Annotated in this window: 12 protein-coding genes; 10 read left to right on the forward strand and 2 right to left on the reverse strand. The window is 62.7% G+C overall.

All coding sequences use genetic code 11. The features are described from left to right. Positions 1-74: 74 nt before the first annotated feature. Positions 75-980: a DMT family transporter gene (locus tag AC245Y_RS35910; protein ID WP_017997619.1), complete on the reverse strand. Its 906-nt coding sequence runs from the start codon at positions 978-980 to the stop codon at positions 75-77. 111 nt (positions 981-1,091) lie between these two features. Here AC245Y_RS35910 and AC245Y_RS35915 point away from each other — a divergent pair, with 111 nt between their 5' ends. After that, positions 1,092-1,967, forward strand: coding sequence for a LysR substrate-binding domain-containing protein (locus AC245Y_RS35915; protein ID WP_003555529.1), 876 nt, complete (start codon positions 1,092-1,094; stop codon positions 1,965-1,967). Here AC245Y_RS35915 and AC245Y_RS35920 read toward each other — a convergent pair. Then, positions 1,942-3,000: a GlxA family transcriptional regulator gene (locus tag AC245Y_RS35920; RefSeq protein WP_080635514.1), complete on the reverse strand. Its 1,059-nt coding sequence runs from the start codon at positions 2,998-3,000 to the stop codon at positions 1,942-1,944. The two genes, AC245Y_RS35915 and AC245Y_RS35920, sit on opposite strands and share 26 nt — an antisense overlap. A gap of 40 nt (positions 3,001-3,040) precedes the next feature. On the opposite strand from AC245Y_RS35920, the gene bcoG reads away from it, so the two are divergent. The 9 genes from bcoG to AC245Y_RS35965 all read left to right on the forward strand — a co-directional run bounded on the left by bcoG (position 3,041) and on the right by AC245Y_RS35965 (position 14,718). Beyond that, positions 3,041-3,943, forward strand: coding sequence for a 3-dehydrocarnitine:acetyl-CoA trimethylamine transferase BcoG (gene bcoG, locus AC245Y_RS35925; protein WP_017997617.1), 903 nt, complete (start codon positions 3,041-3,043; stop codon positions 3,941-3,943). A 7-nt stretch (positions 3,944-3,950) separates the two neighbouring features. After that, the gene (locus AC245Y_RS35930) at positions 3,951-5,441 is read left to right on the forward strand and encodes a carnitine 3-dehydrogenase (RefSeq protein ID WP_017997616.1); all 1,491 of its coding nucleotides are present in this window, start codon (positions 3,951-3,953) and stop codon (positions 5,439-5,441) included. A gap of 10 nt (positions 5,442-5,451) precedes the next feature. Continuing rightward, positions 5,452-6,612, forward strand: a complete 1,161-nt coding sequence (locus tag AC245Y_RS35935) for an acyl-CoA dehydrogenase family protein (protein WP_003555525.1) — start codon at positions 5,452-5,454, stop codon at positions 6,610-6,612. A 4-nt stretch (positions 6,613-6,616) separates the two neighbouring features. Next, positions 6,617-8,671, forward strand: coding sequence for an acetate--CoA ligase family protein (locus AC245Y_RS35940; RefSeq protein ID WP_017997615.1), 2,055 nt, complete (start codon positions 6,617-6,619; stop codon positions 8,669-8,671). 6 nt (positions 8,672-8,677) lie between these two features. Further along, positions 8,678-9,460 (forward strand): carnitinyl-CoA dehydratase, encoded by a 783-nt coding sequence (locus tag AC245Y_RS35945; protein ID WP_003555522.1) that lies wholly within the window; start codon positions 8,678-8,680, stop codon positions 9,458-9,460. 118 nt (positions 9,461-9,578) lie between these two features. Beyond that, on the forward strand, positions 9,579-11,168 hold the full coding sequence (locus tag AC245Y_RS35950; protein ID WP_003555521.1) for an ABC transporter substrate-binding protein: 1,590 nt from the start codon (positions 9,579-9,581) through the stop codon (positions 11,166-11,168). Positions 11,169-11,265: 97 nt separating this feature from the next. Continuing rightward, the gene (locus tag AC245Y_RS35955) at positions 11,266-12,270 is read left to right on the forward strand and encodes an ABC transporter permease (RefSeq protein WP_003555520.1); all 1,005 of its coding nucleotides are present in this window, start codon (positions 11,266-11,268) and stop codon (positions 12,268-12,270) included. Continuing rightward, the gene (locus tag AC245Y_RS35960) at positions 12,267-13,094 is read left to right on the forward strand and encodes an ABC transporter permease (RefSeq protein ID WP_003555519.1); all 828 of its coding nucleotides are present in this window, start codon (positions 12,267-12,269) and stop codon (positions 13,092-13,094) included. Before AC245Y_RS35955 ends, AC245Y_RS35960 begins: the two co-directional genes overlap by 4 nt. Next, positions 13,087-14,718, forward strand: coding sequence for an ABC transporter ATP-binding protein (locus AC245Y_RS35965; RefSeq protein WP_017997614.1), 1,632 nt, complete (start codon positions 13,087-13,089; stop codon positions 14,716-14,718). The genes AC245Y_RS35960 and AC245Y_RS35965 overlap by 8 nt, the downstream gene beginning before the upstream one ends. Positions 14,719-14,762 lie beyond the last annotated feature (44 nt).

Below are 14,762 nucleotides of genomic sequence, written 5' to 3' on the forward strand. Positions count from 1 at the left end.
CAGGGGAGTAACTGATCCCGCGAATACGGCGGTTTTCCGGATCGTCCCGGAAGATTGATCGCCGCCTAAAGGCTTTAGGCGCGATGCGGTCGCCGGCTGCGGCTGACGTCGATGGCCGTGTGCCAGATCACTGCGCCGAGGATGATCGCGCCGCCGAAAAACGTGGCGACGGGCGGCTCTTCGGAAAACAGCAGCCAGACCCAGAACGGCGTGAGCACGATTTCCATTGTGCCGATCAGCGCCGCCTCCGCTGGCGGCATCCGCTTCGCCCCGGCAAGGAAGAGCACCAGTGCCAGGGAGAAATTGGTCGCGCCGAAGGCAGCAAGAACGATCCAGTTGTGCAGGTCGAGCGAGCCTACCGAACCGAACGGCGCGAAGAGTGCAAGCGTCAGGAAAGCGCTGACCACGGTCGGCGGCAGGCTCGGCACGTCGGGACTGATCCGCGGAATGATGATGACGAGCGCGAAGGACGCTGTCATGCCGAGCGCCAGCAGGTCGCCCCATCCGGTGCCGCCGCCGATCGACGAGGCGACGATGACCGCGACGCCGAGGAGCGAGATGCCGCCGGCAATCAGCGTCCGCCTGGAGACCCTCTCCCTGAGGATGACCCAGCCGAGCATGGCCGCGATAAATGGCGCGGTCGCATAGATCATCGTCACATTGGCGACGGTGGTCATGTAGAGCGCCCCGATGAAGCAGCCCTGACTGAAGGTCTGGCAGGCGATCATCGCAAGGCTGGACGGATGGAAGATGAAACGCCATTGCTGCCGTGAAATACCCCCTTCGAGGAAAAGGCAGGGGATCAGCAGGAACAGGCCACCGAACAACGATCGCCAGGCGATCGCCGTCCATACGTCGGTCGTCAGGAGTCGCGAATAGACGCCGCTCGCGCTCCAGGCAAGTGTCGCAGCAACGATGAGAAACACACCCTTCTCATGCTCGCTGCTTGCGAGGCGTCTGGCCGGATTTTTAATTGTCACGCAGATATTCTCAAAGAAGGAAGTCGAACGCGGGTCATTTGTGCGCCCAGAATTGACATCAGACAAACGAATAGTAGAGATGGCTATCATCGATTTTTTCTATGGCTGAACATGCACGAGCCGATTGAAAGCGACCTGCTGAGAACCTTTCTTGTCGTCGCCGAGACGTCGAACTTCTCCGCGGCCGCTCAGCGCATCGGGCGGACGCAGTCGGCCGTCAGCAGCCAGATCAAAAAGCTGGAGCAGACGATCGGCGAAACGCTGTTCGAGCGCGGCGCCCGCGGCGTATTACTGACGCGTCAAGGCATGCAACTCGTCCCCTATGCCCGCAGGATCATCGACCTCTTGAACGAGGCCGCCGCGACGATCCGCAGCAAGCCGCTAGATGGGCCGGTGCGCATCGGAATTCCCGAGGAATACAGCCAGACGGTACTGCCGGCGGCGCTCGCGGCTTTCGCCGTTCGCCACCCGGCCGTCGAGGTGACCGTGTCCTGCGACTATACCGTCCGTAACCTCGCCGCCCTCGAGCGGGACGAGCTTGATCTGGCCGTCGTTTTCGACTGGAGCGATGAGACGAAAGGCGAGGTCATCTGCATTGATCCCACGGTCTGGGTCACATCAATGGTCCATCGGCTGCACGACATCGATCCCCTGCCGATTGCGACCTATCGCAATTCCACCTGGTCGCGCGATTTCGCGCTCCGGTCGCTGGAGCAGATCGGCCGCAACTATCGGATCGCCTTCATCGCCGATACCGGCTCGGGGCTGAAGAATGCCGTGATTGCCGGCCTTGCCGTGACCACGCTTTCCCGCAGCAATATACCGCCCGGCTGCCGGGAGCTGACCGCCGAAGACGGTTTCCCGCCGGTCGACTCCTCCAAGGTCGTGCTCCGCCGAAGCACCTACCGTTCCAGCGAGGCCGTTCGGGAGCTTGCTGAGATGATACGGGACGCGTTCCAGCCTATACCGGCGCCTGCGATGACGTGATGCGGCGGCGCAAGCGGCGCCGGGTCTCGGACGGGCTCTCGGAAAAACTCGCCCGGTAGCTTCTCGCAAAGGCTGAGGCCGAATTGAAGCCGGTTGCCGCCGCGATGTCGGCGAAAGAGGCTGTCGTCTCGATCACCTTGCGGCGCGCCGCATTCAGGCGCAGCGCCAGATAGTGCACATGCGGCGGCGCGCCGATGCTCTGCTGGAAGAGATACTGCAGATGCCGGGCGCTGATGCCCACCCGCCGGGCCAGCCGTGTCAGGACCAGAGGCTGCTCGATATGCTCCTCCATCAGCCGTACTGCCTGGGTCACGCGGGGATCATGCATGCGCAACCCCGCCGAGGCTGCGGAAAGCTGCTCGTCCGCATGGAAGGACGGCTGCTCGTAGCGGAACAGCCGGCTGACCTCGAGCGCCAGCGAATAACCCTGCCGTTGGCGGATCACCTCCAGCATCAGGTCGACGGTCGGAAGCGAACCTGACGTCGTCAGCCGCTTGCCGTCGATGACGAAACGATCCTTGACGGCCCGCACCTCAGGATAGGCCAGCGCAAAATCCTCGTAGTCCTCCCAGTGGACGGTTGCCGGGAGCCCGTCGAGCAGGCTGGCTTCGGCTAGCAGCCAGGTGCCGGACTCGATGCCGGCAATCATCGTCCGGTAGCGGGCGGCCTGGGAGAGCTGCATCTTCAGCGCCGGCGTAGCACTTCGGCGCCAGTTGTAACTGGCAAGTACGAACAGCGGCGTATCCTCGGTCGTCGCCTTGAAAGCGCCTTGCGCGGGCACGGCAATATTGCTGGTGGTCGGGACCGGTGCTCCGTCCGGCGTCAGCAGCCGCCAGCGATAGAGCTCGCTGCCGGAAATGCGGTTGGCGCCGCGCAGCGGCTCGATCACCGAGGCGATCAGGATCAGGTTCGCGTCCGGCAGGACGAGAAGGTCGATATCGAGCCGTTCTGTGGATCGCTGCAGCAAGATCATCTCCCTAGAGTTCCGATAATGTATCGGTTGCTTCCGATATTGCAACGCATCGTCCTTCATCCTGTCGCGTAATGCCGACAAGACGAGGGAGAACAAAAACATGCCTCTTGCGATGAACCGCGATGTCTTCATTACCTGCGCCGTTACCGGCGCCGGCGACACGGTTTCCAGATCCAGCCACGTGCCGATCACTCCCAAGCAGATCGCCGATTCCGCCATCGACGCGGCAAAGGCTGGTGCTGCGGTGGTTCACTGCCACGTCCGCGACCCGGAAACGGGTGCTGCCAGCCGCCGCAACGACCTCTACAGGGAGGTCACCGACCGAATCCGCTCGGCCGATGTCGATGTCGTCCTCAATCTCACCGCCGGCATGGGCGGAGACCTGATTTTCGGGGATGTCGAAAGCCCCCTTCCCCTCAATCCTAACGGCACGGATATGGCCGGCGCCACCGAGCGCGTCAGCCATATCGCCGAATGCTTGCCTGAAATCTGCACGCTCGACTGCGGCACGATGAACTTCAACCTCGGCGACTATGTCATGACCAACACGCCGGCCATGCTGCGGGCCATGGCGAAGAAGATGACCAATCTCGGCGTGCGCCCCGAAATCGAGGCTTTCGACACCGGCCATCTCTGGTTTGCCAAGCAGCTTGCCGAGGAAGGCCTGATCGAAGACCCGGTGCTGATCCAGCTCTGCATGGGCATACCATGGGGGGCGCCCGACGATCTCAATACCTTCATGGCGATGGTCAACAACGTGCCTCAGAGCTGGACTTTTTCGGCCTTTTCGATCGGCCGCAACGCCATGGCCTATCCGGCGGCAGCCGTTCTGGCCGGCGGCAACGTGCGCGTCGGCCTGGAGGACAATCTCTTTGTCGGCAAGGGCCAACTCGCCACCAATGCTGAGCTCGTTGAAAAGGCCGTGCAAGTGGTCGAGGGCATGGGTGCCCGGATTATCGGCCCGGAAGACGTTCGCAAGAAACTCAAACTGACGAAGCGCTGAGGACGGCATGACTGGGATCAACAAGGCGGCTTGTATCGGCGGCGGCGTCATTGGCGGCGGATGGATCGCGCGTTTTCTGCTGGCCGGCATTGACGTTGATGTGTTCGATCCGCATCCGGAAGCGAGCCGCATCGTCGGCGAAGTGCTCGCTAACGCCGAAAAAGCCTATGCCATGCTGACCGGAGCACCCCTGCCGCCCCGCGGCAGGCTGACCTTCTGCGCGAAGCTCGAGGAAGCTGTCGCCGGCGCCGACTGGATTCAGGAAAGCGTGCCGGAAAGGCTCGACCTCAAGCGCCGCGTCCTGACTGAGATCGATGCTGCAGCACGCTCGGACGCCCTGATCGGCTCTTCCACCTCAGGCCTGCTGCCGACCGATCTGCAGCGCGACATGACGCATCCCGAACGCCTCTTCGTCGCCCACCCCTATAATCCCGTCTATCTGCTGCCGCTCGTCGAAATCGTCGGTGGCGAAAAAACCTCGGCGGCGACCATCCGGGCGGCGATCGAAAGACTGGCGCCGCTCGGTATGAAGGGCGTCCACATCGCCAAGGAGATCGAGGCCTTTGTCGGCGACCGGCTGCTCGAAGCGCTCTGGCGTGAGGCCTTGTGGCTGATCCATGACGATATTTGCACGGTCGAGACCCTCGACGATGTCATCCGCTACTCTTTCGGCTTGCGCTGGGCGCAGATGGGCCTTTTCCAGACCTACCGCATTGCCGGCGGCGAGGCCGGCATGCGCCACTTCCTCGCCCAGTTCGGTCCATGCCTCGCCTGGCCCTGGACCAAGCTCACCGATGTCGTCGATCTCGACGATGCGCTGATCGAAAAGATCGGCCGGCAATCCGACGAACAGGCGGCCGGCCTGTCGATCCGCGAGCTCGAACGCATCCGCGACGAAAACCTCGTCGGCATCCTGCAGGCCCTCAAGGGCGGCGATGGCGGCAAGGGCTGGGGCGCCGGCAAGCTGCTGAAGGACTTCGAGCAATCGCTCTGGGCGCAAGGCGGTAGGGCGGCCACGTCTTTCGACCCGTCGAAGCCGCTGAGGCTCGTGGAGACGAAAGTCGGCCCTGCCTGGGTCGACTATAACGGCCATATGACCGAGCACCGCTACCTGCAGGTTTTCGGCGATACATCGGACGCATTGCTGCGCCTCATCGGCGTCGATCTCGCCTATGTCGAGGCGGGGCAGAGCTATTACACGGTGGAAACCCATATCCGCCATCTCGGCGAGGCGAAACTCGGCCAGGCGATCCACTCGACCTGCCAGATCCTCTCCGTCGACGAGAAGCGGCTGCATGTCTTCCACACTCTGTACGACACGGCGACGGGCGAGGCTCTGGCAACCGCCGAACACATGTTGCTGCATGTCGACAGCAAGGCCGGCAAGGCCACACCGGCGCCGGCCGTCATTCTCGACAAGGTCAAGGCGGTTGCAGGAGCCCACGCGAATTTGGCCGTGCCTGAAGGTGCCGGCCGTCACGTCGGCCAGAGGCGGTAGGAGGATAGGCATGCATTTCGGACTGAGCGAAGAACAGGAAATGATCGTCGAGACGGTCCGCGCCTTCGTCGAAACCGAAATCTATCCGCATGAAAACGAGGTCGAGCGCAGTGGCATCGTCCCGCCGGAGCTCGGAGACGAGATCCGGCGCAAATGCATCGATCTCGGCTTTTACGCCTGCAATTTCCCGGAAGAAGTCGGCGGCGCCGGTCTCGACCATGTCACCTTCACGCTGGTCGAGCGGGAACTCGGGCGCGGCTCCCTGGGGCTGACGGTTTTCTTCGGCCGGCCGTCCGGCATCCTGATGGCCTGCGAGGGCGAGCAGCGAGAACGCTATCTCCTGCCCGCAGTGCGCGGTGAGAAGATCGATGCGCTTGCTATCACCGAGCCGGACGCCGGTTCCGATATGCGCGGCATGAAATGCGCTGCCCGCCGCGATGGCAGCGACTTCGTCCTCAACGGCACGAAACACTTCATCTCGCATGCCGACGTCGCCGATTTCGTCATCGTCTTTGCCGCAACGGGCGAGGAGGAAACGCCGAAGGGCATCAAGAAGAAGATCACCGCCTTCCTGGTGGATCGCGGCACGCCGGGATTCGAAATCCTCGGGGGCTACGATTCCGTTTCGCATCGCGGCTACCACAACTCAACGCTCAGCTTCACCGATTGCCGGATTCCGGCAAGCCAGGTACTTGGCGAGGTGCATCGCGGCTTCGAAATCGCCAATAAATGGCTCTATGGCACGCGGTTGACGGTGGCCGCCACCTGCGTCGGCCGGGCACGGCGCGTCTTCGACATGACGCTGCCTTATGCCGCCGAGCGCAAGCAGTTCGGCAAGCCGATCGGCGCCAATCAGGGCGTGTCGTTCAAGCTCGCCGATATGATTACCGAGATCGACGCGGCCGATTGGCTGACGCTCGCCGCCGCCTGGCGGCTCGATGCCGGACTCTCCGCAGACCGGCAGATCGCCTCGGCCAAGCTCTACTCCTCCGAAATGCTGGCCCGCGTGACTGACGAGGCGATCCAGATCTTCGGCGGCATGGGCCTGATGGACGATCTGCCGCTTGCCCGCTTCTGGCGCGATGCGCGCGTCGAGCGCATCTGGGACGGTACCTCTGAAATCCAGCGGCATATCATCAGCCGCGATCTGCTTAGACCCTTGGGAGCATAAGCCGATGACGCCGCGCCCGCTCGACCGCCTGCTCAGACCGCAAACGATCGCCGTCTTCGGCGGCCGCGAGGCGCGCAGGGTGATCGAGCAGTGCGACCGCATGGGTTTTGCCGGCGAGATCTGGCCCGTCCATCCAAAGCTCGACGAGGTGCTCGGGCGGCCCTGTTATCGCTCCGTCTCCGACCTGCCTTCGGCGCCGGACGCCGCCTTCGTCGGCGTCAACAGGATGCAGACCGTCGAGATCGTCCGCAGCCTTTCTGCGGCCGGTGCCGGCGGGGCGGTCTGTTATGCATCGGGTTTCAGCGAGGCGACGGGTGAACTCGGCGACGGCGCCGAGTTGCAGCAGGCCCTGCTGGAGGCAGCCGGCGACATGCCGATCCTCGGGCCGAATTGCTACGGGCTGATCAACGGTCTCGACGGTGCGCTGCTCTGGCCCGATCAGCATGGCATGCAGCGCATCGCACGTGGCGTCGCGATCCTCACGCAGTCCTCCAATATCGCCATCAACCTGACCATGCAGACCCGCGGCCTGCCGATCGCCTATGTGGTCACCGCCGGCAACCAGGCGCAGACATCGCTTGCCGATGTCGCCTGCGCATTGATCGACGACCCGCGTGTGACGGCGGTCGGCCTTCATGTCGAAGGTTTCGGCAATCTCTCTGCACTCGAACGGCTGGCCACCATGGCCCGACGGTCGAGGAAGCCGGTCGTCGTGCTGAAGGTCGGCAGGTCCGAGCAGGCAAAATGCGCGGCGGTGTCGCATACCGCCTCGCTTGCCGGCAGCGATGCGGTCGCGGATGCCGTGCTCGCCCGCCTTGGTCTTGGCCGTGTCCAGACCTTGCCGGCGTTGCTCGAAACCCTGAAGCTGCTGCATGTCGCCGGCCCGCTCGCAAGCCATTCGATCTCGTCGATGAGCTGTTCCGGGGGCGAAGCTTCGCTGATGGCGGATGCAGCCGTCGGTCGCAATGTGGAATTCCCCGCGCTGCAGCCGCAACAATTGCCCCGTCTGCGGCGCGTTCTCGGCGAGATGGTGACGCTGTCCAATCCGCTCGATTACCACACCTTCGTGTGGGGGGATCTTGCACGCCAGACCGAAGCCTTCAGCGCCATGTTCGAGGGCGGTTATGCCCTCAATCTCGTCGTCCTCGACTTTCCGCGCGATGATCGCTGCGATGCCTCCGAATGGGCGATGACGGCAGACGCGGTGATTGCGGCTGCCGCTGCAACCGGTGCGCTGGCCGGCCTTCTGGCGACCCTTCCGGAAAACATGCCGGAGCCGATCGCCGATCGGCTGATGGCAAGCGGCATCATTACCTTCTGCGGTATCGACGAAGCCATCACGGCTGCGGACGTCGCCGCCGGCATCGGCCAGGCCTGGGATCGTCCGCCGCCCCTGCCGCTGCTCGATGTGCCCTCTATCGATGGCGAGATCGAGACGCTGACGGAGGCCGATGCGAAGGCCGAGCTTGCCGCCTTCGGCCTTCCGGTTCCGCAAGGGCTGTTGGCCTCTTCTCCCGGTCAAGCGGCCGAGCAAGCTGAGCGGCTCGGCTTTCCCGTCGTGCTGAAAGCGCTCGGCATTGCCCATAAGACCGAGGCCGGGGCCGTCGCACTCAACCTAAAGAATATAAAGGCGGTGTCGAATGCGGCGGCGGCAATGCCGCCGAATGCCGGTTATCTCGTCGAGAAAATGATCGATCCGCCGGTTGCCGAGCTCATTGTCGGCGCTATCCGCGACCCTGTCTTCGGATTGTCGCTCACGCTCGGGGCGGGCGGAATCTTCGTTGAATTGCTTGAAGATTCCGTCATCCTACCCCTTCCGGCGACGAAAACCGACATTCACGCGGCAATTTCGCGCCTCAAACTTGCAAAATTGATCTATGGCTATCGCGGTCGGCCAAAAGGCGATCTTGAGGCCGCTGTCGGCGCTGTCTTAGCAACGGCAGATTATGTCGTAAAGAACGCGGCATGGCTGGAGGAACTGGACATTAATCCATTGATGGTTCTTCCCGAAGGGTGTGGCGTGGTCGTAGTCGATGCTTTGATACGGCGGAGGAGGTAGCATAGGTTGAGCGAACCCATTCGCACACGACAGGACGGCGGAGTGCTCGAAGTCGTCATCGACCGGCCGAAGGCGAATGCCATCGACCTTGCGACCAGCCGTGCTCTGGGGTTGATCTTCCGAAATTTCCGCGACGATCCGGCGCTGCGCGTCGCCATCGTCTCGGGCGCCGGCGAGAAGTTTTTCTGTGCCGGCTGGGATCTCAAGGCGGCGGCATCAGGTGATGCGGTCGACGGGGACTACGGTGTGGGCGGCTTCGGCGGGCTGCAGGAACTGCGCGACCTCAACAAGCCGGTCATTTGTGCGGTCAACGGTATCTGTTGCGGCGGCGGTCTGGAGATCGCGCTTTCTGCCGACCTGATCCTCGCCGCCGAACATGCGACCTTCGCCCTGCCGGAAATCCGCTCCGGCACGGTTGCCGATGCGGCTTCGATCAAGCTGCCGAAACGCATCCCCTACCACATCGCCATGGACATGCTTTTGACCGGTCGTTGGCTCGACGTTCACGAGGCGCATCGCTGGGGTTTTGTCAACGAGGTCCTGCCGGCCGAGCGGCTGATGGAGAGAGCATGGGAGCTTGCCCGGCTGCTTGAGAGCGGGCCGTCGCTCGTCCATGCGGCCATCAAGGAAATCGTCCGCGAAGCGGAGGGTTCGACGTTCCAGACTGCCATGAACAAGATCACCAAACGGCAGTTTGCGACGGTCGACAGGCTCTATTCGAGCGAGGACCAATTAGAAGGCGCACGGGCCTTCGCCGAGAAGCGAAGCCCCATTTGGAAAGGAAAATGACCAGGCGGCGGCAACCGCACTGTTTTCCCGCATGATGCGGGCACCGGAGGTGGAGAGGAAACCGTCTGCGGACCTGCCCGGAAGTTCTGTCAACGCACCATAAAGAAGGAACTGGGGAATGAACGACTACACGAAGTATCTCGCAAGCCGTGTCACCGCCGGCGGGCTCAGCCGCCGCGAATTCATGGGACGCGCCATGGCCGCGGGCATCACACTTGCCGTCGCCGACAAGCTCTTCACCGAAAGTGCGCAAGCTGCCGAACCGAAGCGCGGCGGTCACTTGAAGCTCGGCCTCGAAGGCGGTGCCGCTACCGATTCCAACGACCCGGCGAAGTTCCTGTCGCAGGTCATGTTCTGCATCGGCCGCTGCTGGGGCGACATGCTGGTCGAGTCTGATCCGCTGACCGGTGCCGCCGTGCCGGCGCTCGCCGAATCCTGGGAACCGTCGAAGGACGCGGCGACCTGGACCTTCAAGATCCGCAAGGGCGTCAAGTTTCACGATGGCAAGGAACTGACGATCGATGACGTTGTTGCGACGCTGAAGCGCCACACCGACGCCAAGTCGGAATCCGGCGCGCTCGGTGTTCTCGGCTCGATCAAGGAGATCAAGGCCGACGGCGGCAATCTCGTGCTGACGCTCAGCGAAGGCAATGCCGACATGCCGCTGCTGCTGTCGGACTACCATCTGGTCATCCAGCCGAACGGCGGCGTCGACGATCCTCTCGCCTCGATCGGCACCGGCCCCTACAAGATGACAAGCTTCGAGCCCGGCGTCCGCGCCACCTTCGAAAGGAACAAAGACGACTGGCGCACCGACCGCGGTTACGTCGATTCGATCGAAATCATCGGCATGAACGATGCGACCGCCCGCATCGCGGCCCTGTCGTCCGGCCAGGTGCACTACATCAACCGGGTCGACCCGAAGACCGTCAACCTTTTGAAACGCGCACCCAACGTCGAGATTCTCTCGACCGCCGGCCGTGGCCATTACGTCTTCATCATGCATTGTGACAAGGCGCCGTTCGACAACAACGACCTGCGTCTGGCCCTCAAATATGCCATGGACCGTGAGGCCATGGTGCAGAAGATCCTCGGCGGTTACGGCAAGGTCGGCAACGACTTCCCGATCAACAGCACCTATGCGCTGTTTCCCGAGGGCATCGAGCAGCGCGTTTACGATCCTGACAAGGCTGCCTTCCACTATAAGAAGTCAGGTCATAGCGGCTCGGTCCTCCTGCGCACCTCCGAAGTCGCCTTCCCCGGCGGTGTCGACGCAGCCGTCCTCTATCAGGAAAGCTGCAAGAAGGCCGGCATCGAGATCGAGGTCAAGCGCGAACCGGGCGACGGCTACTGGACCAACGTCTGGAACGTCCAGCCCTTCTCGACCTCCTATTGGGGTGGCCGCCCGACGCAGGACCAGATGTATTCCACCGCCTATCTCTCGACGGCGGATTGGAACGACACCCGTTTCAAGCGTCCTGACTTCGATAAGCTGCTGCTGCAGGCCCGTTCCGAACTTGATGAAGCCAAGCGCAAGGACATGTATCGCACCATGGCGATGACGGTGCGCGACGAGGGCGGGGTGATCTTGCCGATGTTCAACGATTTCGTGAACGCTTCCACCAAGCAGGTGAAGGGTTATGTCCACGACATCGGCAACGACATGTCGAACGGCTACGTCGCGACCCGCGTCTGGCTGGACGCTTGATGGCAAGGGGACGTTTGCCCCTCTGATCTCCAACGAAGCCGGGACCGTGGGATGAAACCCCGCGGTCCTCCCGACGTTTTAGCGCGAGGTCCTCGCCATGACCAATCCTGCCCCAAGCATCTTGCCCGGCCTCGGGTTCCGGCAGCGTTTTCCGCTGCTTGCCCTCATCCTCGAGCGCTTCGTGCTCAGCCTGGTCCTGCTTTTTGCCGTCTCCATCCTGATCTTCGGCGGCCTGGAAGCTCTGCCAGGCGATTTTGCCACAACCTATCTCGGCCAGTCGGCGACGCCGCAGGCCGTTGCCAATATTCGCCAGGATCTCGGGCTGAACCGTCCGGTGACGACGCGCTACGTTGAGTGGCTCGGCAACGCCGTTCAGGGTGACTTCGGCACCTCCTGGGCCAGCAAGAATTCGGTGAGCGAACAGATCGGCAAACGCCTCGGCAATTCGCTTTTCCTCGCGGGTTTCGCAGCGGTGATATCAGTGCCGCTCGCCGTCGGCCTCGGCATGCTGTCGGTGCACTTCCGCAACCGCCTGCCGGATAAGATCATCAACATCATCTCGCTTGCGGCGATCTCACTGCCGGAATTCTTTATCGGCTACCTGCTCATCCTGCTCTTCGCGGTGAACCTTGGCATGGCGACCTTTCCAGCGACCGTCTATGACAGCATGGGCTTCGTCGAGCGGTTGAAGGCGATCGCGCTGCCGACGGCGACCCTCGTGCTCGTCGTGCTCGCGCATATGATGCGCATGACACGGGCGGCTATCCTCTCCGTCATGTCGTCGGCCTATATGGAGACCGCCGAGCTGAAGGGCCTCAGCGCCTTCCGCTCGATCGTCAAACATGCCGCCCCCAATGCGCTGGCGCCGATCATCAATGTCATCGCGCTGAACCTTGCCTATCTCGTGGTCGGCGTCGTCGTTGTCGAAGTGGTCTTCGTCTATCCAGGCATGGGACAATATATGGTCGATGCGGTCACCGTGCGCGACATGCCCGTCGTGCAGGCCTGCGGCCTGATCTTCGCGGCTGTCTATATCTTCCTCAACATGACGGCCGATATTCTCGCGATTATCGCCAATCCCCGGCTGAGGCATCCGCGATGAGATTGCGAGATATCCCCATCACCGCCTGGATCGGCATGGCCGGTATCGCCATCGCTTTCATCTTCGCGCTCTTCGCTCCCTGGCTCGCCCCCTATGGCGAGACGCAGGTCGTCGGCGACGTCTGGCAGTTGCCTGATAACCAGTATATTTTCGGTCTCGACAATCTCGGCCGCGACATCTTCTCGCGGTTGATCTACGGCGCGCGCACGACGCTGACGGTCGCATCCGCCGCCACCGTCATCTCCTTCTCGCTGGGCATTATCCTGAGCTTCACCGCGGCCGTCTCGCGCGGCATTATCGACACGGTCTTTTCGCGCTTCAACGATCTGATGATGTCGATCCCGACGCTGATCTTCGCGCTCGTCGTTCTTGCGGTGCTGCCGCAAAACATCGTCGTGTTGATCCTTGTCATGGCGATCCTCGATTCCACCCGCGTCTATCGTCTCGGCCGCGCCGTCGCGCTCGATGTCGCGGTGATGGAATTCGTCGAGGCGGCAACACTGCGCGGCGAAGGCAAACTTTGGATCATCTTCCGCGAAATCCTGCCGAACACGCTGTCGCCGCTGCTGGCCGAATTCGGCCTGCGCTTCGCCTTCTCGATCCTGTTCCTCTCGACGCTTTCCTTCCTCGGCCTCGGCATTCAGCCGCCTGCGGCCGATTGGGGCGGCATGGTCAAGGACAACAAGGACGGCATCATCTTCGGTATCTCGGCAGCGCTGGTGCCGGGCACGGCGATCGCGACACTTGCCGTCTGCGTCAACCTCGTGGTCGACTGGCTCCTGAAACGCACATCCAGCCTCAAGGGAGGGCGCGGCGATGCCTGAGCTTCTTTCCGTTCGTAATCTGAAGATCGAAGCAACCAGCTACCCGCCGGGCGAACCGCCGAAGCGAGTGACGATCGTAGACGGGGTTTCCTTCGATCTGCAGAAGGGCAAGGTTCTCGGCCTGATCGGGGAATCGGGCGCCGGCAAGTCGACGATCGGCCTTTCGGCGCTTGCCTATGGCCGGGGCGGCGCCGAAATCACCGGTGGCGAGGTGCGGCTCGACGGCGCTGATATCCTGGTGCTCGGCAAGGACGGCATCCGGAAAATCCGCGGCGCACGGGTCTGCTACGTTGCGCAATCGGCCGCCGCCGCCTTCAATCCGGCCCACAGGCTCGGCGATCAGGTGATCGAAGCCTCGGTCAAACATGGATTGATGACGAAAGACGAGGCGCGCAAACGGGCGCTTTATCTGTTCGGGGTTCTCGGCCTGCCCAATCCGGAAACCTTCGGCGAGCGCTTTCCCCACCAGGTCTCCGGCGGCCAGCTGCAGCGGGCGATGACGGCGATGGCGCTCTGCTCCAATCCCGAACTCATCGTCTTCGACGAGCCGACGACGGCGCTTGACGTCACCACGCAGATCGACGTGCTGGCGGCGATCAAGCATGCCATCGAGGAAACGCACACGGCCGCCCTCTACATCACCCATGACCTTGCCGTCGTCGCCCAGATTTCGGACGACATCATGGTCCTGCGTTATGGCAAGCAGGTAGAATATGGCAGTGTCCAGCAGATCATCGAGGCGCCGCGGGAGGACTATACGCGCGCCCTCGTCAATGTCAGGCAGGCCTATCGCGAGGAAGCCGCCGACCAGTCTGCAGCACTTCTCAAGGTCGAAAATGTCAGCGCCGAATATTCCAACGGCTTCAAGGTGCTGCACGATGTCTCGCTGCACGTGCCGAAGGGGCAGACGCTCGCGGTCGTTGGTGAATCCGGTTCGGGCAAATCGACGCTAGCGCGCGTCATCACTGGCCTGTTGCCGCCGAGCAGCGGGCGCGTCGTCTTTGACGGCAAGCCGCTGATGCCTGATCTCAAGAGCCGGCCGAACGACGATTTGAGGCGCATCCAGTTGATCTACCAGATGGCCGATACGGCGATGAACCCGCGACAGACGGTGCGCGACATCATCGGCCGCCCGCTGACCTTCTACTATGGCCTTCGGGGTGCTGAGAAGACGGCAAGGGTGAAGGAACTGCTCCAGCAGATCGAAATGGGCAAGGGCTTCGTCGACCGCTACCCGGCCGAACTATCCGGCGGCCAGAAGCAGCGCGTGGCGATCGCGAGAGCGCTGGCCGCCAAGCCCGAACTCATCCTCTGCGACGAGCCGACCTCGGCGCTTGATCCGCTGGTGGCGGAGGGCATCCTCAAGCTGCTTCTGCGCCTGCAGGAAGAAGAGCAGCTGTCCTACGTCTTCATCACCCATGACATCGCGATCGTCCGGGCGATCGCCGACAGCGTGGCGGTGATGCATCGTGGTAAGCTGGTGCGGTTCGGTCCGAAATCGACAGCACTGTCGCCGCCCTTCGACGACTATACCGATCTGCTGTTGAAATCCGTGCCGGAAATGGAAATCGGCTGGCTGGAACGGGTGCTTGCCACGCGTCGCATGGAGAGCGCCGGCAACTGACCTGACGAGGGCAGAACCTTCGTCTTACGGAATATGCATCAAGG

The sequence above is a fragment of the Rhizobium sp. SRDI943 genome, from assembly GCF_057653695.1.